The sequence below is a fragment of the Methyloversatilis universalis EHg5 genome (genome assembly GCF_000378945.1).
In the GTDB taxonomy this organism is placed as follows: Bacteria; Pseudomonadota; Gammaproteobacteria; order Burkholderiales; family Rhodocyclaceae; genus Methyloversatilis; species Methyloversatilis universalis_A.
The window spans coordinates 106,662-131,515 of sequence record NZ_KB900539.1 but is presented as its reverse complement, the minus strand read 5'-3'; the positions used below and the strand labels follow the sequence as shown (position 1 = coordinate 131,515).

25 protein-coding genes are annotated in these 24,854 nt (G+C 67.8%); 16 read left to right on the top strand and 9 right to left on the bottom strand.

The annotated features are described in order from the left end of the window. Window positions 1-67: 67 nt before the first annotated feature. From METUNV2_RS0100595 to METUNV2_RS0100580, 4 genes are all read right to left on the bottom strand, one after another. Entirely contained in the window at window positions 68-2,689 is a 2,622-nt protein-coding gene (locus METUNV2_RS0100595) for a DNA topoisomerase III (protein WP_018227575.1), read from the bottom strand. Between the two features lie 187 nt (window positions 2,690-2,876). Next, window positions 2,877-3,338: a DUF494 family protein gene (locus METUNV2_RS0100590; RefSeq protein WP_018227574.1), complete on the bottom strand. Its 462-nt coding sequence runs from the start codon at window positions 3,336-3,338 to the stop codon at window positions 2,877-2,879. 82 nt (window positions 3,339-3,420) lie between these two features. After that, complete coding sequence (dprA, locus tag METUNV2_RS0100585; RefSeq protein WP_018227573.1) at window positions 3,421-4,512, bottom strand: DNA-processing protein DprA; 1,092 nt, start codon at window positions 4,510-4,512, stop codon at window positions 3,421-3,423. Between the two features lie 22 nt (window positions 4,513-4,534). Beyond that, entirely contained in the window at window positions 4,535-5,551 is a 1,017-nt protein-coding gene (locus tag METUNV2_RS0100580) for a LysM peptidoglycan-binding domain-containing protein (RefSeq protein WP_026187747.1), read from the bottom strand. 256 nt (window positions 5,552-5,807) lie between these two features. On the opposite strand from METUNV2_RS0100580, the gene def reads away from it, so the two are divergent. From def to METUNV2_RS0100535, 9 genes are all read left to right on the top strand, one after another. After that, the gene (def, locus tag METUNV2_RS0100575; protein ID WP_018227571.1) at window positions 5,808-6,311 is read left to right on the top strand and encodes a peptide deformylase; all 504 of its coding nucleotides are present in this window, start codon (window positions 5,808-5,810) and stop codon (window positions 6,309-6,311) included. Then, window positions 6,311-7,267, top strand: a complete 957-nt coding sequence (gene fmt, locus METUNV2_RS0100570; protein ID WP_018227570.1) for a methionyl-tRNA formyltransferase — start codon at window positions 6,311-6,313, stop codon at window positions 7,265-7,267. Before def ends, fmt begins: the two co-directional genes overlap by 1 nt. A gap of 85 nt (window positions 7,268-7,352) precedes the next feature. After that, a complete protein-coding gene (gene htpX / locus METUNV2_RS0100565) occupies window positions 7,353-8,204 on the top strand; it encodes a zinc metalloprotease HtpX (protein WP_018227569.1) in 852 nt (283 codons plus the stop codon). Window positions 8,205-8,312: 108 nt separating this feature from the next. Beyond that, window positions 8,313-8,702 carry a DUF2237 family protein gene (locus tag METUNV2_RS0100560; RefSeq protein WP_026187746.1) on the top strand — a complete coding sequence of 130 codons (390 nt, stop codon included), beginning with the start codon at window positions 8,313-8,315 and terminating at the stop codon, window positions 8,700-8,702. 167 nt (window positions 8,703-8,869) lie between these two features. Beyond that, a complete protein-coding gene (rsmB, locus tag METUNV2_RS0100555) occupies window positions 8,870-10,102 on the top strand; it encodes a 16S rRNA (cytosine(967)-C(5))-methyltransferase RsmB (RefSeq protein ID WP_018227567.1) in 1,233 nt (410 codons plus the stop codon). Continuing rightward, window positions 10,053-10,664 carry a DUF4390 domain-containing protein gene (locus METUNV2_RS0100550; protein WP_018227566.1) on the top strand — a complete coding sequence of 204 codons (612 nt, stop codon included), beginning with the start codon at window positions 10,053-10,055 and terminating at the stop codon, window positions 10,662-10,664. The genes rsmB and METUNV2_RS0100550 overlap by 50 nt, the downstream gene beginning before the upstream one ends. Further along, window positions 10,661-12,763, top strand: coding sequence for a sensor histidine kinase (locus tag METUNV2_RS0100545; RefSeq protein ID WP_018227565.1), 2,103 nt, complete (start codon window positions 10,661-10,663; stop codon window positions 12,761-12,763). The genes METUNV2_RS0100550 and METUNV2_RS0100545 overlap by 4 nt, the downstream gene beginning before the upstream one ends. Before the next feature lie 15 nt (window positions 12,764-12,778). Continuing rightward, window positions 12,779-14,026, top strand: coding sequence for a sigma-54-dependent transcriptional regulator (locus METUNV2_RS0100540; RefSeq protein ID WP_018227564.1), 1,248 nt, complete (start codon window positions 12,779-12,781; stop codon window positions 14,024-14,026). Between the two features lie 225 nt (window positions 14,027-14,251). After that, window positions 14,252-15,751, top strand: a complete 1,500-nt coding sequence (locus METUNV2_RS0100535) for a YifB family Mg chelatase-like AAA ATPase (RefSeq protein ID WP_018227563.1) — start codon at window positions 14,252-14,254, stop codon at window positions 15,749-15,751. A gap of 14 nt (window positions 15,752-15,765) precedes the next feature. Here the strand turns inward: METUNV2_RS0100535 and METUNV2_RS0100530 are convergent, their stop codons facing one another. Further along, complete coding sequence (locus tag METUNV2_RS0100530) at window positions 15,766-16,392, bottom strand: DUF4124 domain-containing protein (RefSeq protein ID WP_018227562.1); 627 nt, start codon at window positions 16,390-16,392, stop codon at window positions 15,766-15,768. A gap of 44 nt (window positions 16,393-16,436) precedes the next feature. After that, window positions 16,437-17,072, bottom strand: a complete 636-nt coding sequence (gene pyrE, locus METUNV2_RS0100525; RefSeq protein WP_018227561.1) for an orotate phosphoribosyltransferase — start codon at window positions 17,070-17,072, stop codon at window positions 16,437-16,439. A gap of 53 nt (window positions 17,073-17,125) precedes the next feature. Between pyrE and METUNV2_RS0100520 the strand changes: the two genes are divergently transcribed. The 7 genes from METUNV2_RS0100520 to METUNV2_RS0100490 all read left to right on the top strand — a co-directional run bounded on the left by METUNV2_RS0100520 (window position 17,126) and on the right by METUNV2_RS0100490 (window position 22,545). Next, window positions 17,126-17,920 (top strand): exodeoxyribonuclease III, encoded by a 795-nt coding sequence (locus METUNV2_RS0100520; protein ID WP_018227560.1) that lies wholly within the window; start codon window positions 17,126-17,128, stop codon window positions 17,918-17,920. A gap of 32 nt (window positions 17,921-17,952) precedes the next feature. After that, window positions 17,953-18,981 (top strand): SGNH/GDSL hydrolase family protein, encoded by a 1,029-nt coding sequence (locus tag METUNV2_RS0100515; protein WP_018227559.1) that lies wholly within the window; start codon window positions 17,953-17,955, stop codon window positions 18,979-18,981. A gap of 62 nt (window positions 18,982-19,043) precedes the next feature. Beyond that, complete coding sequence (locus METUNV2_RS0100510; RefSeq protein ID WP_018227558.1) at window positions 19,044-19,364, top strand: DUF883 family protein; 321 nt, start codon at window positions 19,044-19,046, stop codon at window positions 19,362-19,364. A 7-nt stretch (window positions 19,365-19,371) separates the two neighbouring features. Continuing rightward, a complete protein-coding gene (locus METUNV2_RS0100505; RefSeq protein WP_018227557.1) occupies window positions 19,372-19,752 on the top strand; it encodes a phage holin family protein in 381 nt (126 codons plus the stop codon). Continuing rightward, window positions 19,749-20,036: a YqjK family protein gene (locus METUNV2_RS0100500; RefSeq protein ID WP_018227556.1), complete on the top strand. Its 288-nt coding sequence runs from the start codon at window positions 19,749-19,751 to the stop codon at window positions 20,034-20,036. The genes METUNV2_RS0100505 and METUNV2_RS0100500 overlap by 4 nt, the downstream gene beginning before the upstream one ends. Before the next feature lie 195 nt (window positions 20,037-20,231). Then, the gene (locus METUNV2_RS0100495; RefSeq protein WP_018227555.1) at window positions 20,232-21,086 is read left to right on the top strand and encodes an HDOD domain-containing protein; all 855 of its coding nucleotides are present in this window, start codon (window positions 20,232-20,234) and stop codon (window positions 21,084-21,086) included. A 76-nt stretch (window positions 21,087-21,162) separates the two neighbouring features. Beyond that, window positions 21,163-22,545: an AmpG family muropeptide MFS transporter gene (locus tag METUNV2_RS0100490; protein ID WP_018227554.1), complete on the top strand. Its 1,383-nt coding sequence runs from the start codon at window positions 21,163-21,165 to the stop codon at window positions 22,543-22,545. 43 nt (window positions 22,546-22,588) lie between these two features. Here METUNV2_RS0100490 and metW read toward each other — a convergent pair whose 3' ends face one another. From metW to METUNV2_RS0100475, 3 genes are all read right to left on the bottom strand, one after another. Further along, entirely contained in the window at window positions 22,589-23,191 is a 603-nt protein-coding gene (gene metW, locus METUNV2_RS0100485; RefSeq protein WP_018227553.1) for a methionine biosynthesis protein MetW, read from the bottom strand. 7 nt (window positions 23,192-23,198) lie between these two features. Beyond that, window positions 23,199-24,341, bottom strand: a complete 1,143-nt coding sequence (gene metX / locus METUNV2_RS0100480) for a homoserine O-succinyltransferase MetX (protein ID WP_018227552.1) — start codon at window positions 24,339-24,341, stop codon at window positions 23,199-23,201. A 187-nt stretch (window positions 24,342-24,528) separates the two neighbouring features. Beyond that, window positions 24,529-24,846 carry a heavy metal-binding domain-containing protein gene (locus METUNV2_RS0100475; RefSeq protein ID WP_018227551.1) on the bottom strand — a complete coding sequence of 106 codons (318 nt, stop codon included), beginning with the start codon at window positions 24,844-24,846 and terminating at the stop codon, window positions 24,529-24,531. Window positions 24,847-24,854 lie beyond the last annotated feature (8 nt).

Here is a 24,854-nt window from a genome sequence, read left to right as displayed (position 1 = left end):
GCGCCTGAAGGGCCGGCCGACGTCGGGCGCAGCCGCCTTTCGCGGCGGGCGCCCGTGACCGGCCGGTTCAGGCCGACTTCTTGCGCGCCGTGGCCTTGGTGGCCGGCTTCTTGGCCGCCGCGGTGGTTTTCTTCGCCGCAGTCTTCTTCACCGGCGCTTCGGCTTCAGCCTCGGGCGCCGCGTCGGCGGCCGCAGCCTTGGTCTTGGCACCGGCCTTCGGCTTGGCCGCGCGCGGCTCGAATTCGAAACCGACCTTGCCATCCGCCTGACGCACCAGGAAGGCCGAGAACTTGCGCTTGGTGCGCGAGGACACGAAGCCCTTCAGCAGATCGGTGCGGCCGGCGGTCAGCAGCTTCTGCATCTGTTCCGGCTCGATCGGCTGCTGCAGGATGATCTTGCCCGAGCGGAAGTCGCAGCTCTTTTCCGGGCCGACCGACTTTTCGCAGAGGTAGGACATCGGCTGTTCGAACACGCTGGCCGCACACTTCGGGCAGGGGCCGAGCGGCGTCTGCTGCGAGAAATCGACCGGCTCGGCGTTCTCGTCCTCGCGCGGCTGGCCGAAATCGAATTCCGGCTCCAGCGAATCGTTCAGCTTGATCACCGCGTTGAACGGACGACCCATCTTGTTGCGGAAGCCGGTCAGCGGGCCGATCTGACGGTCGCGCAGCAGCGTGTCGATCTCGTGCGTTTCGAACTGGCGGCTGGCGACAATCTTCCACAGCGAAAAGTCGCAGCTCTGGCACTGGAATTTCTTGTAGTTCTCCTTCACCACGCCGCCGCAGCGCGGGCACTTCTCGTGCAGCGTCGCGAAGTCGCCCGGGATGGTGTCGCTTTCGTAGCTCTTCGCCTGATGCACGATGTGCTGCGTCATGTCGGCGATTTCGCGCATGAAGGCGTCACGCGACAGTTCGCCGCGCTCGATCCGCGACAGCTTGTATTCCCACTCGCCGGTCAGTTCCGGCGAGCTCAGTTCGTCGATCTTCAGGCCGCGCAGCGCAATCATGAGCTGGAAGCCCTTGGCCGTCGGAATCAGTTCGCGGCCTTCGCGCAGCATGTAGTTCTCGAGGATGAGGTTCTCGATGATCTGCGCGCGCGTGGCCGGCGTGCCGAGACCGCGCCCGGCCATGGCGGCGCGCAGTTCCTCGTCGTCTATGGTCTTGCCGGCACCTTCCATCGCGGTCAGCAGCGTGGCTTCGGAATAGCGCGCCGGCGGCTTGGTCTGCAGCGCCTTCAGCAGCATGTCCTCGACCCGCGCGCTTTCGCCCGGCTTGACCGGCACCAGACTGGCGGCGGCGGTTTCGCCGCCCTTGCCGTCTTCTTCCAGCTGCGCTTCCTTGCCATACACCGCCAGCCAGCCGGCATTGACCAGCACCTTGCCTTCGGTCTTGAACGCTTCGCCTTCCACCCGCGTGATGCGGGTGGTCACGCGGTACTCGGCGGCCGGGAAGAACACCGCCAGGAAGCGGCGGGTGACCATGTCGTAGATCTTCGCTTCCGCCTCGGACAGCGACTTCGGCTCGGTGCCGGTCGGAATGATGGCGAAGTGGTCGGAAATCTTGGCGTTGTTGAAGATGCGCTTGTTCGGGCGCACCCAGCCCTGCTTGACGATCTCGTTCGCGTGCGGCGCGTAGGTGTGCGGCAGCCGGGCCAGCACGTCGTTCACCGTCGGCAGATAGTCCTCCGGCAGCGCGCGCGCGTCGGTACGCGGGTAGGTCAATACCTTGTGCTTTTCGTACAGCGCCTGCGCGATCTGCAGCGTCACGCGGGCGGAGAAGCCGAAGCGGCCGTTGGCTTCACGCTGCAGCGAGGTGAGGTCGTACAGCAGCGGCGACAGCTGGGTCGAGGGCTTGGCTTCTTCCTCGACCGTGCCGGTCTTGCCAGCGCACTTGGCCTGGATGGCTTTCGCCTTCGCCTCGTCCCACAGCCGTTCGGCGCGGGCGTGCTCGTCGCCTTCCGGCTTCTTGAACTTCTCGTCGAACCAGCGGCCGGCGTATTCGCCGGCGGCAACGCCGAAGCGGCCTTCGATTTCCCAGTAGTCACGCGACTTGAAGCGGCGGATCTCTTCCTCGCGCCGCACCACGATGGCCAGCGTCGGCGTCTGCACGCGACCGACCGTGGTCAGGTGGAAACCGCCGGTCTTCGAGTTGAACGCGGTCATCGCCCGCGTGCCGTTGATGCCGATCAGCCAGTCGCTCTCGGCGCGCGACATCGCCGCCTGGCGCAGGCCTTCGACCTCCTGCGCCGAGCGCAGGCCGGCAAAGCCGTCGCGGATGGCGGTCGCCGTCATCGACTGCAGCCACAGCCGCTCGATCGGCTTGTTCGTCTTGCTGTGCTCGACGATGTAATTGAAGATGAGCTCGCCCTCGCGCCCCGCGTCACAGGCGTTCACCAGGCCATCGACGTCCTTGCGCTTGATCAGCCGGGTGAGCAGACGCAGCCGCTCAGCGGTCTTGTCGATCGGGTTCAGCGTGAAGCGGGGCGGAATGACCGGCAGGTGCGCGAACGACCACTTGCCGCGCTTGACCTCGTATTCCTCCGGCACTGCCAGTTCGAGCAGGTGGCCGACCGCCGAGGACAGCACATAGTCCTCGCTCTCGAAATAGTCGCCCTCGCGCGTGAAACCGCCCATGGCGCGCGCAATGTCCTGCGCGACCGACGGCTTTTCCGCGATGATCAGTTTCTTGCCCATGCCTGCCCGATACCTGCCGCCGGCTTGTGCGCGCAGGATGCGCGCCGGTTCAAGCGACGTGAAAGCGGCGCATGATAGGGACAAAAAATCGGAACAGGCAAGACACGTCGCAACGACGCCATATTTATTGCATGACGTGATTCACCCGGCGACACGGCCTGTGCCGCCGGCGCAACGGCGTCCGGACTCAGTGCGGCGCGCGTGGTTCGTCGTCGTCGGACAGCAGTTCTTCCAGTACCAGCGTGTCGGTGGTGACCTGCTGGTTCCACAGCACCATCAGCACGATCACCTTCAGCTGGGACAGGGACACATCCTCGTCCTCGAGCGCCAGCGCGCGTTCGACCACGATTTCACGGGTGAGCGCATTGATCGCGCCCGCCTCTTCGAGGAAGGCGAGGAAGCCGCGGCACTCGGTGTCGAGACGCGACATCTCTTCCGGCGAATACAGACGGATGGAGCGGCTTTCGGCCTCGATCAGCGGCTTGTCCGCGCCGCCGGCACTTTCCAGGCCGGACAGCCAGCCCATGGCTTCTTCGATTTCGTCCTGCTCGAAACCGGCGGCCGACAGCTTGCGGGCAAGCTGGTTGGGCTCGGGATAACTGTCCAGATGCGCGTAAGTTTCGAAAAGATAGACCAGAACGTCGATCATGATTCGGCTCCGCGCGAGCCGGTCGGCGGGGAAGCCCACCGGCGGGTTTGTCACCCGGCGATGCGCAGTGCGCGTCGCCGTGCTACTTCAATCGCTGGAACCGCCCGTCAGGCAGCGTAGCCACCCGATCTTCGAGTTCCAGTGAGAGCAGCATGGCGGAGAGGGTGTCCGCCGTCAAGCCGGTATGTTGCGACAGCAAATCGATTCCGACCGGGTCGAAACCCATCGCGTCGAGCACGGCACGCTGTGCGTCGCCGGCCGGTGCCGCGGCCGGCGGCTCCGCTGGCGCGGGCGATGCCGGCTGCAGTTCCGACAGGATGTCGCGCGCGTCATCGACCAGCTTGGCGCCCTGGCGGATCAGCTGATGGCAGCCCTTGGACAGCGGCGAGTGGATGGAGCCGGGAATGGCGAACACCTCGCGCCCCTGTTCACCGGCCAGCCGCGCGGTAATCAGCGTGCCGCTGCGTGCGGCCGCCTCGACCACCAGCACGCCGCGCGCCAGGCCGGAAATGATGCGGTTGCGGCGCGGAAAGTTGTCGCGCAGCGCCGGCGTGCCGAGCGGAAATTCGGTCACGACCGCGCCCTGTTCGGCGATCCGGCGGGCGAGTTCCTGATTGCGTGATGGATAGATACGGTCGGCGCCGGTGCCAATCACCGCAATCGTGCTGCCGGCCCCCTCCAATGCTCCGGCGTGGGCCGCCGCGTCGCAGCCCAGCGCGAGCCCGCTGACGATGGTGAGCCCACCGCGCGACAGCTCTCGGGCGAACTGTTCGGCGTTCGATGCCCCCTGCGCTGTGGCGTTGCGCGCGCCGACGATGGCCAGCGCACGGGCATTCAGCAGTTCGACCCGGCCCTTCACGTAGAGCAGCGTGGGCGGATCGGCAATTTCCAGCAGGGCCTGCGGGTAGGTAGGATCGGCCAGCGTGACGAGGTGGTTACCCGGCTGGGCAGCCCAGTCCAGCGTGCGGGCGATCTGATCGTCGCCGTCGAAGCTGGCCAGCGCGCGCGCGATGCGGTCTCCGACCACCGCGCGCACCGCGGTGCCCGTGGCGGCGAAGAGGCGTTCCGGCGGGCCGAAGGCGGACAGCAGGCGACGCTGCGATTCCAGCCCGACACCGCGGGTCAGCGTGAGCCGCAGCCAGGCTGCGGCGGAGGCCGGTTGCTCTATCGGCACGCGGTCGCGCGTCGGAACCGGATCAGGGCTTGCGGAAGCGGTCGCCGACCGTGATCGGACGCTTGGCGTCCATCACCAGCGCGTAGGAAATGGTGTCGTACACCCGGAACACGAACACCAGGCCGGAACGTTCGTCCGGCAGCTGGTAGGTGTCGACCTTCTGTTCTTCGCGGATATCGACCTTGGCACCGGCCAGGAAGGCGGCGAACACGTGGCCCACCTCGACGCCATCGGCCGCGCCGCGGTTCAGCAGCACCACGTTGTGGCGGCCGGACGATGCGACGCCGCCGACGATGCGCGCCACGCTGCCCTGGATGTCCTTCTCCGGCGCACGCGGCGCGTAAGCCACCAGTTCCGGCGGACGCGCCGGCACCAGCCGGTCGCCCTTTCCGATCTCGTACTGCGAGGACACGACCTGGAAAGTGGCCGGTTCGCCCTCGCGCACCAGCTTCAGTTCGCCAAGGTATTCCGCCTCGTAACCGATCACCTGCGTGGATTCCGGATCGCGTATCGGCGCCGCCGGGCGGTATACGTGCCAGTTCAGCGCCTTGTCGGTCACGCCGCTCACGTAGGCGGTATCGCCGGTGCTCAGATAGACCCGGCCCTCTTCGGTACCGACGATACGCGGCGCGGTGTCGTTGAAGCTCGCTTCGACCGCGATCGGCTTGGCCAGGAAAGGCTCGATCGCCTTGTGCGGAATCGACGCGATCGGCTCCTTGACCGCCTCTTCATAGGTCTTCGGGCTCAGCTTTACCGGCTGGGCCACGCGCAGCCGCGGCGACCCGCCGAAATCCTCGAGATAGACGATCTGGCCCGGATAGATCAGGTGGGGGTTGCGGATCTGGTCCTTGTTCAGCCGCCACACCTCGGGCCAGCGCCACGGCTCCTTCAGGAACAGACCGGCGATGCCCCACAGCGTGTCGCCCGGCTTGACGACGTGGCGATCGGGCGCGTTATTGGCCAGGGCCGGCGCTGCCGACTGGGCGAAAGCGGTCGCGCTTGAAAGGGCGACCAGCAGGGAGCATATAATCTTGCGCATGGTGTGGCCTCGCACGGACGGGCCGGAAACCGCGCACATGCGCGCCTCCGGAACCTGCCTCGGGTTTGCCTTTCAATATGGTCGTTACGAACCTGATGTTACGTACTGGCCCAGCCTGACCTGAAGGGCCGCGTGCATGCGTTATGCACACCGGCCACCGTCACGCCAAGCGCATGCCGAAGTGTAGCAAGCAGCGTCATCTAATGACAGTCTGCATGAAAATACCCCGCTAATCCATTAAATCAGCACGACTTTTATGGCCCTGCTTCCGATTCTGAAGTTTCCCGACCCCCGCCTGCGCAAGAAGGCTGCGCCGGTCACTGCGGTGGATGACGCCCTCCGCAGGCTCGCCGCCGACATGGCCGAAACCATGTACGCCGCGCCGGGCATCGGGCTGGCGGCCACCCAGGTGGATGTACACAGACAGTTGATCGTGATCGACATCACCGAAGACAAGTCCGGGCTGATCACGCTGATCAACCCGCGCATCGTCGAGCGCGACGGCGAACAGGTATACGAAGAGGGCTGCCTGTCGGTGCCCGGCATCTACGACAAGGTGACCCGTTCCGAACACGTGAAGGTACGCACGCTGACGCTGGACGGCAGCGAAACCGACATCGACGCGCACGGCCTGCTGGCAGTGTGCATCCAGCACGAAATGGATCACCTGCAGGGCAAGGTGTTCGTCGACCACCTGTCGCAGCTGAAGCAGACCCGGATCAAGACCAAGCTCGCGAAGCAGGCGCGCGAGAGCGCCTGATGCCAGCGAGTGCCACCGCCCGGCCGCGCATCGCGTTCGCCGGCACGCCCGAATTCGCCGCCCGCGCGCTCGACGCGCTGGCCACCTTCGATTGCGACATCCCGCTGGTGCTGACCCAGCCGGACCGGCCGGCCGGCCGCGGCATGAAGCTCATGCCCAGCCCGGTGAAGCAGCGCGCACTGGCCCACGGCTTCGCGGTCGCCCAGCCGGACACGCTGAAAACGCCGGAACTGCGCGCGCCGCTGATCGACGCCGCGCCCGATCTGCTGGTGGTGGTGGCCTACGGCCTGCTGCTGCCGCGTGCGGTACTCAACATCCCGCGCCTGGGCTGCATCAACATCCACGCCTCGCTGCTGCCACGCTGGCGCGGCGCCGCGCCCATACACCGCGCGATCGAGGCGGGCGACGCCCGCACCGGCATCACGCTGATGCAGATGGACGAAGGCCTGGACACCGGCCCGATGCTGGCCGAGCGCACGATCGACATCGCGCCGGACGACAGCACCGGCTCGCTGCACGACAGGCTGGCCGCCACCGGCGCGCAACTGTTGCTCGATACGCTGCCCGCGCTGCTGGCCGGCCGCATCACGGCAGTGCCGCAGCCGGCGGAGGGCGCCTGCTACGCCGCCAAGATCGGCAAGGCCGAAGCGGCGCTGGATTTCCGCCGGCCGGCAAGCGAACTGGCCTGTGCCATCCGCGCCTTCGACCCCTTTCCCGGCGCGCTGATGACGGTGGACGGCACACCGGTCAAACTGTGGCGCGCCGCGCTTGAGGCGCAGGACGGCGAGCCCGGCCGGATACTGGACGCCAGCGACCGCGGCGTACTGATCGCCTGCGGCCGGGGCAGCCTGCGCGTGACCGAACTGCAGAAGGCCGGGGGCAAGCGCCTGCCAGCGGCCGAATTCCTGCGCGGCCACCCGCTGCAGGCCGGCCAGCGGGCACAGCTGGCCGACTGAGGACCTGATCGAAGCCGATCGCTTGAATTTTCTGCTTCGCGCGCAATCTATATTGCGTTCTCACCTTCACTGAAAGGCATTCCGCATGTTCGGCAACTGGCTCAAAACCTCGATCCTGATGGCGGGCATCGTCGCGCTGTTCGGCGTCGTCGGTGCGGCCCTCGGCGGCAAGCAGGGCATGCTGCTCGCCCTGCTGTTCGGTGGCGCCACCAATCTCTGGGCCTACTGGTTTTCGGACAAGATGGTGCTGCGCATGTACAACGCGCGCGAAGTCGACGCTGCCAGCTCGCCCTATCTGTACAACATGGTGGCCGAGCTGGCGCAGCGCGCCCAGCTGCCGATGCCGCGCGTCTATCTGATCGACGAAGCCCAGCCCAACGCCTTCGCCACCGGCCGCAACCCGGAAAACGCGGCGGTCGCGGCCACCACCGGCATCATCCAGATGCTGTCGGCGCGCGAGCTGCGCGGCGTGATGGCGCACGAACTGGCACACGTGAAGAACCGCGACATCCTGATCTCGACCATTTCGGCCACGGTGTCCGGTGCCATTTCGGCGCTGGCGCAGTTCGGCATGTTCTTCGGCGGTCGCGATTCGGAAGGGCGCCCGACCAATCCAGTCATGGGCATCATCGTCGCCATCCTGGCGCCGATCGCCGCCATGCTGATCCAGATGGCGATCTCGCGTACCCGCGAATTCGGTGCCGACCGCGGCGGCGCGGAAATTTCCGGCGACCCGGAAGCGCTGGCCAGCGCACTGGCCAAAATCGATGCCTACGCCCGCGGCATTCCGATGCCGACCGCCGAAGCGCATCCGGAAACCGGCCAGATGATGATCATGAACCCGCTGTCCGGCGGCGGCCTGCGCGGCCTGTTCAGCACCCACCCGGCGACCGAGGAACGCATCGCGCGGCTGCGCGAACTGGTGCGCGGTCGCTGAGCCGCGCGACACCTCCGCCTCATTGCGGCATCATTCCGCAGTGCGCGCTGCCCTGACCGGCGGCACGCACTGCGGTTTTTCTTTGTACCCACACAGGACGGCATGGCCATGGACAGAGGCTGGAACGGCGGCGGCGGTGCCCGCAACGTACTGGGCGGACCGCTCGAACCCTGCTCGTTCAAGCCGATCACCGGCTTTTTCCGCGACGGCTGCTGCAATACCGACGAGAACGATTTCGGCTCGCACACGGTGTGCGCGGTCATGACCGACGAATTCCTCGCGTTCTCTCGCGGCCGCGGCAACGACCTGTCCACGCCGCGGCCGGAATACGATTTTCCCGGCCTGCGCGCAGGCGACCGCTGGTGCCTGTGCGCCGCACGCTGGCGCGAAGCCTACGAAGCCGGCCACGCCCCACAGGTCATTCTGGTCGCCACGCACGAATCGGCCTTGCGCTACGCACCGCTCGACGCACTCAAGGCCCACGCCTGGACCGGCTGAGCCACCTACAATCCGCCTCCCGCACTCACACCTTCCGCGTCTTGAATTCCGATCACCGCCCCTCCGGACGTCCGTCACCGGGCCCGTCCGCCCACCAGCCCTCACGCCTGCCTGCCCGTCTGCCTGCAGACTCGCTGGCCGCCGCCCTGGTTGACGCCGCCCACGCAGTGGCCGCGGTCAGCACCGGCGAAACGCTGGACGACGCTCTGGCACGCATGCAGGACGGCCTGTCCGACAACGGTGCGGCGGTGCGCGACCTCGCCTACCAGTGCCTGCGCGCGCACGCCGGCATCGACCGGCGACTGGCGGTGCTGGTACCCAAACCGCTGCGCGAAACCGACCGGCAGGCGCTGCTGCGGGTTGCACTGTGCCGGCTGGAAGCGCGGCCGGACGGCGCGCACACCACGGTGAGCCAGGCGGTGGACGCCGCCCGCGCACTCGGCGGCGACCGCTTCGGCGGACTGATGAATGCGGTGCTGCGCAACGCGCAGCGCCGTCACGCCGAACTGGATGCTGCAGTCGCGGCCGACGAGCCGGCGCGCCTGCAGCACCCGGCCTGGTGGCTGGAGCGGCTGCGCGCCGACCACCCGGACGACTGGGCCGGCATCGCCGCCCAGGGCAACAGCCATCCGCCGATGGCGCTGCGGGTGAACCGCCGGCGCAGCACGGTAGCCGCCGCACAGGCCGCACTGGCCGACGCCGGCATCGGCGCCCGCGCGCACGGCGATGATGGCCTGCTGCTGGACAGGCCCTGTCCGGTGTCGCGCCTGCCCGGCTTCGCCGAAGGCGTGCTTTCGGTGCAGGACCTGGGCGCGCAGCAGGCGGCCGCGCTGCTCGACACAGCCACCGGCCAGCGGGTGCTGGACGCCTGCGCCGCCCCCGGCGGCAAGGCCTGCCATCTGCTGGAAAGTGCCGACCTCGATCTGCTGGCACTGGACCACAGCGCGACGCGGGCACAGCGCATCGCCGACAATTTCGCCCGCCTGGGCCTCGCCGGCCGCATCGCCACCGGTGACGCAGAACGGCCGGAAGACTGGTGGGACGGCCGTCCCTTCGACCGCATCCTGGCCGACGTGCCGTGCAGCGCCTCAGGCGTGGTGCGCCGCCATCCGGATGCGAAATGGCTGCGCCGCCCGAAGGACATCGCTCAATTCGCGTCACAGCAGCGTGCCATCCTGGACGCGCTTTGGCGCGTGCTGGCACCGGGTGGTAAATTGCTCTATGCCACCTGTTCGGTGTTCCGCACCGAAAATCAGGATCAGGTGGCCGCCTTCGCTGCCCGCCATCCCGACTGCCGACGCCTGACCCTTTCCGGTGCGCCCGACCTGTCCCTGTTGCCGACCGCCGAGCATGACGGCTTCTACTACGCCCTGCTGCAGAAAGCCGCGGACGCTGCGTGAAGCGGCGCGCGCGCTGTTCGGCGCCCTGCTGCTGGCCGCGCTGACCGCGCACGCGCTGGCGGCCGGCGTGCTGATGCGCGACGTGCGGCTGGACCACGGCGATGACGGCTACCAGCTGTCGACCGACATCGGCGTCACGCTGACGCCGCGGCTGGCCGACGCGGTCATGCGCGGCGTGCCGCTGTATTTCGTGCTGGAGTTCGAAATCAGCCGGCCGCGCTGGTACTGGCTGGACGAGGACGTGATCGAGCGCAGCCAGACCTATCGCCTCAGCTACCACGCACTGACCCGGCAGTACCGGGTGTCCACCGGCGCACTGCACCAGAGCTTCGAAACGCTGGACGAAGCACTCAAGCTGATCGGCCGGCTGCGCAGCTGGACCGTGGTCGACTATGGCCGGCTCAAGGCGGGTGAAAGCTATGTCGCCGCGCTGCGGCTGCGGCTGGACGTGACCCAGCTGCCGAAGCCCTTCCAGCTCAGCGCCATCGGCAACCGTGACTGGACGCTGGAATCCGACTGGCAGCGCTGGGGCTTCACCGCCCAGCCGCAGGAGCCGCGATGAGAGCTTTCATCATCGCCACCACCGCGATCAGCGGCGTGCTGCTGCTGCTGCTGTCGCTGGCCAGCGAGAACACCCAGCTGTTCGCGCGCAACTATCCGCTGCTGCTGGGACTGAACATCACGGTGGCGGTCGGCCTGATCGGCCTGGTCGCGTGGCTGGTGACCCAGCTGCTGCGCGAACATCGGGCCGCGGTGTTCGGCTCCCGGCTCAAGCTGCGGCTGTTCGCCGCCTTCGCCGCACTGGCGGTGGCGCCGGGCGCGCTGATCTATGTGCTGTCGGTGAACTTCGTATCGCGCTCGGTCGATTCCTGGTTCAACGTGCGCATCGAGGCAGCGCTCGAAGGCGGTCTCAACCTCGGCCGCAATACGCTGGACTACGTGTCCGCCGATCTGCTGGAAAAGGCCCGCGCGATGGCACGCGAACTGGCCGACACCCCGCTGATCCGGCGCGACGCCCGGATGGACCTGCTGCGTGAACAGGCCGGTGCCGCCAGCGCCACGCTGTTTTCGTCCGCCGGCCGCGTGCTGTCGACCAGTTCCGCCGCCACCCGCCTGGTGCCGCCGCTGCCGTCGCCGTCACAGCTGCGCCAGGCGCGCCAGGGCGCCGGCTTCGCCACGGTAGACCCCGACAGCGGTGATGGCCTCACGGTGCGCGCGCTGGTATTCGTCGGCAGTGCCTCGCTCGCCTCGGACGCACCGGTGCTGCAGCTCACCCAGCCGCTGCCGGCTTCGCTGGCGCAGAACGCCGAGGCGGTGCAGAGCGCCTACCGCGACTACGAAGAACTGTCGCTGGCGCGTGCCGGCCTGAAGCGCATCTTCGCGCTGACCCTGACCCTGGCCCTGCTGCTGGCGCTGCTGTCGGCGCTGGCGGTGGCCTTCGTGATCAGCCGCCGCATGTCGGCGCCGCTGTCCATCCTGGCACGCGGTACCGACGCGGTGATGCAGGGCGACTTCAGCCCCATCCCTGCCGTTGCGTCGCGCGACGAGCTGGGCACGCTCACCCAGTCCTTCCGCCGCATGACGCAGCAGCTGGAAGACGCCCGCGCGCAGGCCGAACGCAGCCGGGCGGAAACAGAGGCCGCACGCACCTATCTGGAAGGCGTGCTCGGCAACCTGTCGGCCGGCGTGCTGGCGTTCAGCCCGTCCACCAAGCTGCGCGCAGCCAACCAGGGCGCGATGGCCATCCTTGCCGACACGCTGGACGGCTGGGAAACGCTGACGCTGTCCCAGTGGCCGCGCCACCCGGAACTGCGCGACACCATCGTGGCGGCGATCGACGAGGGGCAGGAATCGTGGAGCCGGCAGATCGACATTCCCGACCCCTTCGGCCCGGCCAAAACCCTGCTCATCCGTGGATCGCAGCTGCCGGCAGCCGGCGGCGGCGGCTTCGTGGTGGTGTTCGACGACATCACCCAGCTCATTTCCGCCCAGCGCAGCGCCGCCTGGGGCGAAGTGGCGCGCCGGCTGGCGCACGAGATCAAGAATCCGCTGACGCCGATACAGCTGTCGGCCGAGCGGCTGCAGTTCAAGCTGTCGGACAGGCTAGACGCCGATGGGCAGAAGCTGCTCGCGCGTGCCACCACCACCATCGTCGACCAGGTCGAGGCGATGAAGAACATGGTGAACGCCTTCCGCGACTACGCGCGACTGCCATCGCCAGCGCTGGCGCCGCTGGACCTCAATCATCTGGTGGATGAAGTGCTCGGCCTGTACGAAACGTCGGCCGCACGCATCGAGCGCCAGCTCGCCAGCGACCTGCCCGATGTGGCGGGCGATGCCGGCCAGCTGCGCCAGGTCATCCACAACCTGCTGCAGAACGCGCAGGACGCGCTGGCGGAAGCCGACACGCCCTGCATACAGATACAGACCCGGCGCCGGGGGGGGCGTGCGGAACTGTCGGTGCGCGACAACGGCAGCGGCTTCCCGCCGCAGGTGCTGGCGCGCGCCTTCGAGCCCTATGTCACGTCCAAGGCGCGTGGCACCGGGCTGGGCCTGGCCATCGTGAAGAAGATCGTCGATGAACACGAAGGCCGCATAGAAATAGAGAACGTCGCGCCGCATGGCGCGGAAATCCGCATATCACTGCCGCTGGCGGCATGAAGGAAGCAGGCAACAATGGCTCGCATACTGGTCGTAGATGATGAGATGGGGATCCGGGAGCTGCTGTCGGAAATCCTCAGCGACGAAGGACACGACGTGACGCTGGCGGAGAACGCCGCCGCGGCACGCAGCGCACGCGCCGCGCAGAAGCCGGATCTGGTGCTGCTGGACATCTGGATGCCCGACACCGACGGCATTTCGCTGCTGAAGGAATGGGCCTCGGGCGGCCAGCTCACGATGCCGGTCATCATGATGTCCGGCCACGGCACCATCGATTCGGCGGTCGAAGCCACCCGCATCGGCGCCATGGACTTCCTGGAGAAGCCGATCGCGCTCGCGAAGCTGCTGGCTGCGGTCAAGCGCGCGCTGGCGCGCGGCAGTTCGCCGGAACAGCGCCCGGCCGCGCCTTCGCTGGCGGCGGTCGGACGCAGCGGCCAGCTGCGTGACCTGCGCCGCAAGGTGGAACAGATGGCGGCGCGCTCGCGCGTGCTGCTGCTGCGCTGCGGGCCGTCCAGCTTCGGCGAACTGGCGGCGCGCACGCTGGCCGCGCCCGGCCGGCGCTGGCTGGAACTGGCCAGCCTGAGCGGTCCGATCACCCAGGAACAGCTCGATGCCGCGCGCGGCGGCGTCATCCACACCGGCGATCTCGGCCACCTGTCGCGCATGCAGCAAAAGAACCTCGCCTTCGCGCTGGACCGGCTGGACCGGCTGGACGCCCGACTGATCGCCAGTTCTGCGCTCGGCCCGGCCGAGCTGCAGGCGGCCGGCTGGGAAGACGCACTGCTGGCCCGACTGTTCGAAATCGTGCTGCCGCTGCCGCCACTGGCCGAGCTGCGCGACGAGATCGGCGACCTGGCCGAAGACGTGCTGAAACATCTGGTCGACGCGGGCGAGGTACCGCCCCGTCGGCTGCCGGAGTCGGTCAGGCCGCTGCTGCGCCAGCACGCCTGGCCCGGCGGCTATGTCGAACTGGTGGCGGCGCTGCGCTCGGCCGCGCTTGCCGCGCTCGACGACGAACTGGACGCCGCCTCGCTGCGCACGCTGCTGCGCCCGGGCAGCGCACCGGCACTGCCCGGTCTGGATCAACCGCTGCGCGAAGCGCGCGAGGCGTTCGAGCGCATGTACTTCGAGCACCACATGGAACGGGAAGGCGGCAACATGACCCGGCTGGCGGAGCGCTCCGGTCTGGAACGCACCCACCTGTACCGCAAGCTCAAGCAGCTGGGCCTGCCGGTCGGCCGCCGCGGCGAGCACCACGACTAGGTCTTTCGTGCGGCGCCCGGTCTGATCAGACCGGCCAGCGGCAGGCCGACGTCGTGGGAGCGGCGCCCCCGCCGCGATACGACCCTGAAACGGAAACCGCGCGTACTCGCAGGCGCCATCGCGGCAGGCGCATTGTCTGCCAGCCTGCCATCCCCGGACAATCCGCAGCGCCATGCCTTCGGCATTTACAGCTAGACTTCCGCCGTCACATTCCATGACGGAAGAATGTCACTCGCCATCCTGCGCAGCCGCGCCCTGGCCGGCATGCACGCCCCGGAAGTCGCGGTCGAGGTTCATGTCGGCAACGGCCTGCCCGCCTTTTCACTTGTCGGCCTGCCGGATGTCGAGGTGCGCGAGGCGCGCGACCGGGTCCGCGCGGCCATCCTCAGCTCGGGCTTCGACTTCCCGGCCCGGCGCATCACGGTCAATCTGGCGCCGGCCGACCTGCCCAAGGAATCCGGCCGTTTCGACCTGCCGATCGCGCTCGGCATCCTGATCGCGGCCGGCGCCCTCGACGCCCCCGATTGCGACCGCTATGAATTCGCCGGTGAGCTGTCACTGAACGGGGCACTGCGCCCGGTACGCGGCGCACTGCCGATGGCGCTGGGCGCCCGCGCGGCCAGCCGCGCCTTCGTGCTGCCCGCCGCTTCCGCCGCCGAAGCGGTGATGGCCGGCGGGCTCACGGTGCTGGCGGCCGGATCGCTGCTCGAGGTGTGCGCCCACCTGTGTGGCCAGTCGGCCCTGTCACCGGCACAGCCGGCAGCGATGGCGCCGGTTGGCGACGGCCCCGATCTGGCCGACGTGCGCGGACAGCTGGAAGCGCGACGCGCACTCGAAGTGGCCGCGGCCGGCCAGCATTCGCTGCTGCTGTCCGGCCCGCCCGGCACCGGCAAATCCATGCTGGCCGCGCGCATCAGCGGCCTGCTGCCGCGGCTGTCCGAAGCGGAGGCACTGGACACCGCGGCGGTGCTGTCGGGCGCCGGCCTGTTCGACCCGACGCAGCTGGGCCGACGGCCCTTCCGCGCACCGCATCATTCCGCCAGCGCCGCTGCGCTGGTGGGCGGCGGCGCGGTGCCGCGACCGGGCGAAATCTCGCTGGCACACAACGGCGTGCTGTTTCTCGACGAGCTGCCGGAATTTGACCGCCGGGTGCTGGAGGCGCTGCGCGAGCCGCTGGAAACCGGTCACGTGACGATTTCACGCGCCGCGCACCGGGCCGAGTTTCCGGCCCGCTTCCAGCTGGTGGCGGCGATGAATCCCTGCCCCTGCGGCCATCTGGGCCACCCGTCCGGCCGCTGCCGCTGCACGCCTGACCAGGTGGCCCGCTACCGCGCCCGGCTGTCCGGCCCGCTGCTCGACCGCATCGACCTGCAGGTGACGGTACCGCCGCTGCCGGAACAGGCGCTGACCGGCGGCCCGGGCGAACCCAGCGCCGCGGTACGCGCCCGGGTGGAGGCCGCCTACGAACGTCAGCAGGTGCGCCAGGGCAAGGCAAACCGGCAGCTTGAGGCGGCGGACATCGATCTGCACTGCCCGCTGACCGACGCCGCGCGCACGCTGCTGGGCCAGGCGATGGCGCGCTTCAGCCTGTCGGCCCGCGCCTATCACCGCTGCCTGAAAGTGGCGCGGACGATTGCCGATCTGAATGGACGGGAGGTGATCGCCGACGGCGACGTGGCCGAGGCGGTGAGATACCGGCGGCCGCTGGATGCGGCGGCCGGCTGACGCTCATCGAAAGTTCAGCGGCTGCCGGCCAGTTCGCGGAAACGCATGCGGTCTTCCTCGAAGCGCTTGCGCGTGTCCACCATGTCGCGCTCCTTGGCGGCGATGTTCTCGGCGATCAGGCGCAGATCTTCGGTCGTGGTGTCCAGCCTGTCCTTGATATGCGAGGGCACGCGCTTGTTCTTGCCGGCGAAGGCGGCGGCATCGGTTTCCAGCTTCTTCTGGCGGTCGGTCAGCGTCTGCTTCTGCTCGCGCAGACGGGTCAGCAGTTCTTCGATGTCGGCCACCCGGCGATCGCGTGCCACGTCGATCTCGCGCTCGCTGGTATAGGTGTTGAGCAGCGTGGTGTCCCGCCGGCGCTGTTCCTGCCGCACGCGCTCTTCCTCGGCTGCCTTCTTCGAGTCGGCGTCGCGCTTGGCACGCTGGGCGTCGCTCATCGGCGCATCGATCTGCTTGACCGTGGCACCCTGGCTGTTCAGCTCGCGGTAGCTGCGGTCGGCGCAAGAGGCCGGCAGCACGTCGCCGCACACCTGCTGGCCGCGCGCATCCTTGCAGCAATAGACGCGCGCCTCGGCAGCACCGGCCGGCAGCAGGCCGACCGCGCAGAGGACAAGAGCAAGGTGACGCGACGTTCCGGATTTCATGTTCGGCAACCGTTCCTGAATCGATACTGCTCGGCCTGCCACGCTCAGCTCACACCGTACCGGCTGCGATAGGCGCGCACCGCCTCGAGATTGTCCTGCAGTGACGGGCTGTCCTGCAGTGACGGGCTGTCCTGCAGATAGCCCAGCAGGTCTTCCAGCGTCGCGCAGGCCACCACCGGCATGCCGTACGAACGCTCCACTTCCTGAACCGCCGACAATTGTCCGGTACCGCGCTCCATGCGGTCGAGGGCAATCGCCACACCTGCCGGTTCAGCACCGGCCGCCCGGATCAGCTCGACCGACTCGCGCACCGAGGTGCCGGCACTGATCACGTCGTCGATGATGAGCACCCGGCCCTTCAGCGGTGCGCCGATCAGCGTGCCGCCCTCGCCGTGGTCCTTGGCTTCCTTGCGGTTGAACGCAAACGGCAGGTCACGACCGCGCTGTGCGATCTGCATGGCGGTACCGGCCGCCAGCACGATGCCCTTGTAGGCCGGACCGAACAGCATGTCGAACTGCGGCGCCCGATCCATGATCGTATCGGCATAGAAGCTGCACAGCTTGAGCACCGAGGCGCCGCTGTTGAACAGACCGGCGTTGAAGAAGTACGGCGACTCGCGCCCCGCCTTGGTGGTGAAGCTGCCGAAACGCAGCACACCGGTTTCGACGGCGAACTTCACGAATTCACGTCTAGAATCCACGGGCTTTTCCAATCAGAACGGACAAACCGGCCATGTTACGTATCGTGTCGCTCAACCTCAACGGTATCCGCTCGGCCACCACCAAGGGTGTGTGGGACTGGGTGGCGAGCGAATCGCCCGACATGCTGTGCGTGCAGGAACTGAAGGCGCAGGCGGCCGACCTCGACGCCACGATGCGCGCACCGGCCGCGATGGGCGGGGCCGACGGCCACTTCCATTACGCGCTGAAGAAGGGCTACAGCGGCGTGGGCCTGTACGCCCGCCGCACGCCGGCACGGGTCATCACCGGTTTCGGCGTGCAGGAATTCGACGACGAAGGCCGCTACGTGGAGGCGGACTTCGGCGACCTGACCGTAATTTCGCTCTACCTGCCGTCCGGCTCCAGCGCACCCGAACGGCAGGAAGCCAAGTTCCGCTTCCTCGACCGCTTCCGGCCCCACCTCGCCGCACTGCGTGCAAGCGGGCGGGAAATCGTGGTGTGCGGCGACTGGAACATCGCACACCAGGAAATCGACCTGAAGAACTGGAAGGGCAATCTGAAGAACTCAGGTTTCCTGCCGGAAGAACGCGCGTGGATGACCGCGCTGCTGGGCGAGGGCGGCTGGGTGGACGTGTATCGCACCCTGCATCCGGACGCGACCGAGGACTGCTACACCTGGTGGAGCAACCGCGGCCAGGCACGCGCGAAGAACGTGGGCTGGCGCATCGACTACCAGATCGCCACCCCCGGCATCGCAGCAAAGGCCCGCGTGGCGCGGGTCTACAAGGAGGTGCGCTTCAGCGACCATGCTCCGCTCATTGTCGACTACGATGTCGACATTGCCTGAAGTCCGCTGACCGTACCCCCGAAAGGACTGCCATGAAAGCACTGCGCCGCCTTGCCTTCGCTGCCGCCGTCGTCACCTCGCTGCCGGTTTCGGCGGCCTACAGCGAACTGGTCGTGTTCGGCGACAGTCTGTCGGACAACGGCAACTTCCTGGCGCTGACCGGCGGACAGTTTCCGTCGCCGGCTTTCGGCTACGCGACCGGACGCTTCTCGAACGGACCGGTCGCCGTCGAGTATCTGGCGACCAGCCTCGGGCTGACGCTGCACAACTTCGCCGTCGGCGGCGCCCGCACCGGTACGCCGTTCGGCGGCGGTTCGGACAACTACGTCGATGCAAGCGGTCAGGGCACGGAGCTCGGCCTGCCGTCGGATTACTTCAACGGCACCGGCGTGCTGGCGCAGATCAGCCAGCGCGTAGCGGCCGGACCGCTCGACCCGAACGCGCTGTATCTGGTGTGGGCGGGGCCGAACGATTACTTTCTGCCCGAATCGCTGCTGTCGCCTGACACGGTGCCGAACGCGATCGGCCATCTGGGCAGCGGCCTCACCCAGCTGTACAACGCGGGCGCGCGCAATTTCCTGGTGCCCAATATGGCCAATCTCGGCCTGACTCCGGCGATGCAGGCCGAAGGTCCGCTGGCCGCCGGGCTGGCCACTCTGCGCTCGGCCGAACACAACACTGCGCTGGCCCAGCTGCTGGGCTCGCTGGACCAGACGCTGACTCTGGCCGATTTCCGCACCGTCGATGTGTTCGGCCTGCTCAACAGCGCAGCACTTAATCCGGATCAATACGGACTGACCAATACGGATACACCGTGTCAGACGACACCGGGCTGCGCCGGGGATCCTGCCGGCTATCTGTTCTGGGACGGCGTGCACATCACGACAGCGGGCCATCAGGTAGTCGGGGCCGCCTTCGCCGCGGCGCTGGTGCCGGAAGCCGACGGCTGGGCCATGCTGGTCGCAGGTCTGGGCGTGCTGGGCGTAGCCCGCCGCCTACAGGCAGCCGGCGCACGGCGCGATAGGCTTGCCGGGTGTCATGCAGCGCAAGAAGGCACTTGACGATTCATCTTGCCGACCGGCGGCTTCACCGCCGGCCTGGCCACTCAACAAGGAGAAATGACATGTCCGACCTGATCGATCAGAACACCGTCACCAAGGAAAAGCTGGTCACCGACCTCAAGGTGGTGATCGCCGACGCCGAGGAACTGCTGCGCGTGACCGCCAACCAGGCCGGCGAAAAGGTGGGCGAACTGCGTGTGCGCATGCAGGAGAACCTGACTTCCGCCCGCCACAAGCTGGCCGACGCGGAAGCCGCACTGAAGGAAAAATCGCGCGAAGTGGCGCGTGCCACCGACGACTACGTGCACGAGCATCCGTGGAAGTCGATCGGTGTGGCCGCCGGCGTCGGCCTGCTGGTCGGTCTGCTGATCGGCCGCCGCTGAGCACCCGATGGCCGCTACGCCCCGGCCCGAGCGGCTCGGCGCATCGCTGAAGGGCTTCGTTTCCAGCCTGATCGAGATCGTTCACGTCAGGCTGGAACTGATCACCGTCGAAGCACGCGACGAGGCGCTGCGCCTGACCGAACTGCTGGTCTATGGCGCACTGGCCATCGCCTTTCTGACCTTCGGCATCGCCTTTCTGGCGGTGCTGCTCACCGTATTGCTGTGGGACAGCCACCGGCTGCTCGTGCTCACGCTGTTTTCCACGCTGTTCATCACGCTGGGCGCGGTGGCAGCGGTGATCGCGCGCGCGCGGATGGCGGAAGGCACCCGGCTGTTCGCCTCGACGCTGGATGAACTGAAGCGCGATCGCGACGCGCTGAACCGATGAACGAACGCCGCCTGCGTCTGGCGCTGGCGCGCGAGCGCCTGGTCGAGCGCTCGCGCCGGCTGCGGCGGGAGACAGCCGACCAGTCGGCGGTACTCGATCCGCTGTTCAACACGGTGGACGCGGTGCGCGACGGCGCCGCCTGGGTACGCGCTCACCCGCAGGTACTGGCCGCAGCCGTGGTCGGCTTTGCGCTGGTCCGCCCACGCCGGGTATGGCGCTGGGGCATGCGGCTGTGGGGCGCATGGCGGGTGCTGGGCGCCGTGCAGCAGCGACTGCAGCGCTGACACCCGGCCCTGACCGGACAGACCGTCTCCGTACACTGGCGGTTCAGACCTGCCGAACCTACCCTTACGTCATGGCAAAAGGCCAGCGCAGGCGTCGCACAAGGAATGGGAGAAAATCCCACTTCTAAAAGACCCCTCAAGTTTTCAGGCAGGCGGCCGAATTCAGCAGGACACGCACCCGCACCCGACACGACCATGACCCATTCCGCGCAGGACCTGGCGCAGCGCACGACCGAACTGGTCACGCTTCCCGCCATCTATCACCGCGTGAAGCAGGTGATTGACGACCCGGACGGCTCGGTCATCGAGCTGGCCAAGGTGGTAGCTGCCGACCCGGGCATCACGATGCGGGTGCTGCGGGTGGTCAACAGCGTTTTCTACGGCTTCCCCGGCAAGATCGAAACCATGTCGCGCGCGGTCAGCGTGCTCGGCATGCAGCAGGTGCACGACATCGTGCTGGCCACCACGGTGACCGCGGTATTTGCCGGCATGCGGCCGGAACGCATGGACGTGCACCGTTTCTGGCGCGCCTCGGCCATGCGCGGCCTGCTGGCGCGCGCCGCAGCGAAGAGCTGCGGCCTGCTGGACGCAGAACGGCTGTTCGTCGGCGGCATGCTGGCCGACATCGGCCACATGGTCATGTACATGCACGTGCCGCAGGAAGCGGAACAGGCACTGGTCGAGCACCGTACTTCGGGGGCTGCGATCGACGAGCTGGAGCGCGACATGATCGGCTGCGACTACGCCGCGGTGGGTGAAGCGCTGCTGACCGAATGGCGGCTGCCGCGCAGTTTTGCGGTGGCCATCGGCGCCCAGATCGATCCGGCCCGCGGCGCACCGCACGAATTCGAAGCGTCTCTGCTGCACCTCGCCCGCCATGCGGTCAACTACGACGCCCAGCTCGATGAATCGGCACGCATTGTCGCCAACGCCTCGCCCGCCGCCTGGCAGATCACCCGGCTCGAGCCGCAGGCCTTCGAAGGCGCCTGCGCCGAAGCCTCCAGCTCGCTGGCGGCGGTGATGGGCCTGTTCTTCCCGGAATACGCCTGATCCGGTCGGGCCGGGCCGCCGCAGCGGCGCCCCGGCTGGTATCTTCGCGGGCACGATCGATCTTTGCCCGCCTCCGATGTCCGCTTCTTCCGGCTGGTTCGCCAGCCTCAAGGTGTACGCGCACCCGCGCGTCGCCGGCATGTTCTTTCTCGGCTTCTCGGCCGGCCTGCCGCTCATCCTGGTACTGGGAACACTGTCGTACTGGCTGCGCGAAGCGGGCGTCGATCGCTCGACCATCGGCTATTTCAGCTGGATAGGTCTGGCCTATGGCTTCAAGTGGGTGTGGTCGCCGCTGGTGGACCGGCTGCCGCTGCCGCTGCTCACCCGCCTGTTCGGCCGCCGCCGCGCCTGGCTGCTGCTGTCGCAGCTGGCAATCGCGGCCGCGCTGGTCGGCATGGCCGGCACCGACCCGGCCCAGGCGCTGGAACGCATGGCCTGGTGCGCGCTGGCAGTGGCCTTCGCCTCTGCCACACAGGACATCGCGCTCGACGCCTACCGCATCGAGGCGGTGGAACAGAGGCTGCAGGGTGCGATGGCCGCCACCTATCAGGGCGGCTACCGCATCGCCATGATCGTCGCTTCCGCCGGCGTGCTGTGGCTGGCAGCGTCGGTGGACCTGACCGACACCGCCTACGAGCACGGGCCGTGGCGCTTTGCCTATCTGGTGATGGCCGCCTTCATGGGCGTCGGCGTGCTGACCACGCTGCTGATACGCGAACCGGACGCGCCGGTGTCGGAGGACACGGTGCGGCGCGAAGCCCGCACCCGCGAATGGCTGGCGCGCGAAGGTCTGCACGGCCCGCTGCTGGCGCTGGCCGCCTGGGTGCATGGCGCAGTGGTGTCGCCCTTCGTCGATTTCGTACGCCGCTATCGCTGGCAGGCAGTGCTGCTGCTGGCGCTGATCGGCAGCTACCGCATTTCCGATGTGGTGATGGGCATCATGGCCAACACCTTCTATGTCGACATGGGCTACACCAAGGACGAGGTGGCCAGCGTGGCCAAGGTATACGGCGTGGGCATGACCATCGCAGGTGCGGCGATCGGCGGCGTGCTCACCGCGCGCATGGGCGTCATGAAGACGCTGTTCCTCGGCGCCCTGCTGTCGTCGGCCACCAATCTGCTGTTCGTCTGGCTGGCCGGCCGCGGCCATGACGTGAACGGCCTCATCTTCGCGGTGTCGGCCGACAACCTGTCGGCCGGCATCGCCTCATCGGCCTTCGTGGCCTATCTGTCCGGCCTGACCAATGTGGCCTACTCGGCCACCCAGTACGCGCTGTTCAGCTCGCTCATGCTGCTGCTGCCGAAATTCGTGGCCGGCTTTTCCGGCGTCTATGTCGATGCCCACGGCTACGAAGCCTTCTTCACCGGCACGGCGCTGATCGGCCTGCCGGTGCTGGTGCTGGTGCTGCTTGCCGCACGGGCGAGGGGCAGGGACCAGGGAGGAGGGGCCAGGGGCTAGCGAATTCCGGGCGGCAAAGCCGCCCGCATGCTTTCCCCGACCCCTAGCCCCTAGCCCCTCCCAATCTGTACAGCGCAAAACTGCCGAGAAAGTTCGGCTCGTCGCGCACCGGCTGGCCGGCGTCGTCCAGCACCAGGCGCTCGCGGATGGCGATGCCCAGCTTGTCGCACAGCGCCTCGAAGTCCGCGATGGTGAAGAAGCGCACGTTGGGCGTGTCGTACCACTGGTAGGGCAGGCGGTCGGACACCGGCATGCGGCCGTCCATGATGGCGACGCGGTGCTTCCAGTAGGCAAAGTTGGGGAAGCTCACCACCGCCTCGCGGCCGACCCGCAGCATTTCGGTCAGCAGTTTTTCGGTGCGGTGCAGGGTCTGCAGCGCATTGGAAATGATGACCAGGTCGAAGCTCTGATCGACGAAGTCGTACAGCCCCTTTTCCAGGTCGATCTGCAGCACGTTGATGCCGTTCTTCATGCCGGCGATCACCCGCTCGATGTCGATCTCGACCCCGTAGCCGGTGGCGCCGCGGCTTTCCTGCAGATGGCGCAGCAGTGCGCCGTCGCCGCAGCCGAGATCAAGCACGCGCGCGCCCGGGCTCACCCAGCCGGCGATCACGTCGTAGTCGATGCGTCCGTCCAGTGCAGTCATGTCGGCCTCACACCGTGATGTTGTCGAAATACGCGCGCAGGACCGAATGGTAGTGCGGCTCGTCGAGCAGGAAGGAGTCGTGGCCGGCCGACGATTCGATCTCGGCATAGCTCACCTTGCGGCCGTTGCGCATCAGCGCATCGACGATTTCCCGCGAGCGCGACGGCGCGAAGCGCCAGTCGGTCGAGAAGGACACCAGCAGGAAATCGGCGGTGGCCGGCGCGAACGCCGCCGCCAGATCGCCGCCGGCGTCGTGAGCCGGGTCGAAGTAGTCCAGCGCGCGAGTGGCCAGCAGATAGGTATTGGCGTCGAAGCTGCCGGCGAACTTGTCGCCCTGGTAGCGCAGATAGGACTCGACCTCGAATTCCACCTCGAAACTGAACTTGCGGCCGCCCTCGCGCAGCCGGCGACCGAATTTCTCGGCCATCAGATCGTCCGACTGATAGGTGATGTGGCCCAGCATGCGCGCCAGCCGCAGCCCGCGGCGCGGCAGCGTGTTGTGCTCGTAGAAGTGGCCGCCGTGGAAATCGGGGTCGGTGATGATGGCCTGACGGGCCACTTCGTTGAACGCGATGTTCTGCGCGGTGAGCTTGGGCGCGGAGGCGATCACCAGCGCGTTGCGCACCCGCGACGGGTGATGGATGGACCAGCTCATCGCCTGCATGCCACCCAGGCTGCCACCGATGATGGCGGCCCAGCAATCGATGCCCAGGCGGTCGGCCAGCAGCGCCTGCGCGGCGACCCAATCTTCCACCGTCACCACCGGGAAGTCGGCGCCCCAGGGCTTGCCGGTGTCCGGGTTGATGCTCATCGGGCCGGTCGAGCCATGACAGCCGCCGAGGTTGTTCACCGCGATGACGAAGAACCTGCGGGTATCCAGCGGCTTGCCCGGGCCGATCAGGTTGTCCCACCAGCCGGTGTTCTTCGGCGCGTCGGCGTGGATGCCGGCCGCGTGGTGATGGCCGGACAGGGCCGGACACACCAGCACCGCGTTGGAGCGGGTCGCGTTCAGTGCGCCATAGGTTTCGTACATCAGTTCGAAACCCGGCAGCACCGCGCCGCTCTTCAGCGTCAGCGGCGTATCGAAGCGCGCACACAGCGGGCTGACGATGCCTACGCTGTCTTCAGGAATTGCAATGTCGTTGGCCATGAAAAAACCCGGTTGACCAAAGCCAGGACCGGGTTCGCCCTCGCTTTAGCCGCATTTGTAAGGGAGTCCGGCAACACTGCTGCCGTAGAAACCCGGGCGCCCGCAAGCTGAGACAAATCGGCGCCGTGAAACCCTGAAACTGCGCCCCATTCTCGCGAATCGGGCGGGAAAGTCAATCTGCGCCGCGTCAGACCGTGACCGCGGTGCCGCTGACACAGACCATGAGCATGCCGTTGTCGGCGCCCAGCACCTCGTAGTCGATGTCGATGCCGACGATGGCGTTGGCGCCCAGCTTCGCCGCCGCCTCGCTCATGTCCTCCATCGCCGCGCTGCGGGCGTCGGCCAGCGTGCTTTCGTAGGCACCGGCACGGCCGCCCACCACGTTGCGTATGCTGGCGAACAGATCCTTGAAGATGTTGGCGCCGATGATGGCTTCGCCGGTCACCACGCCGTGATACTGGCGGATCGGGCGTCCTTCGAGCGTGGGCGTGGTGGCAAGCAGCATCGGCGTTC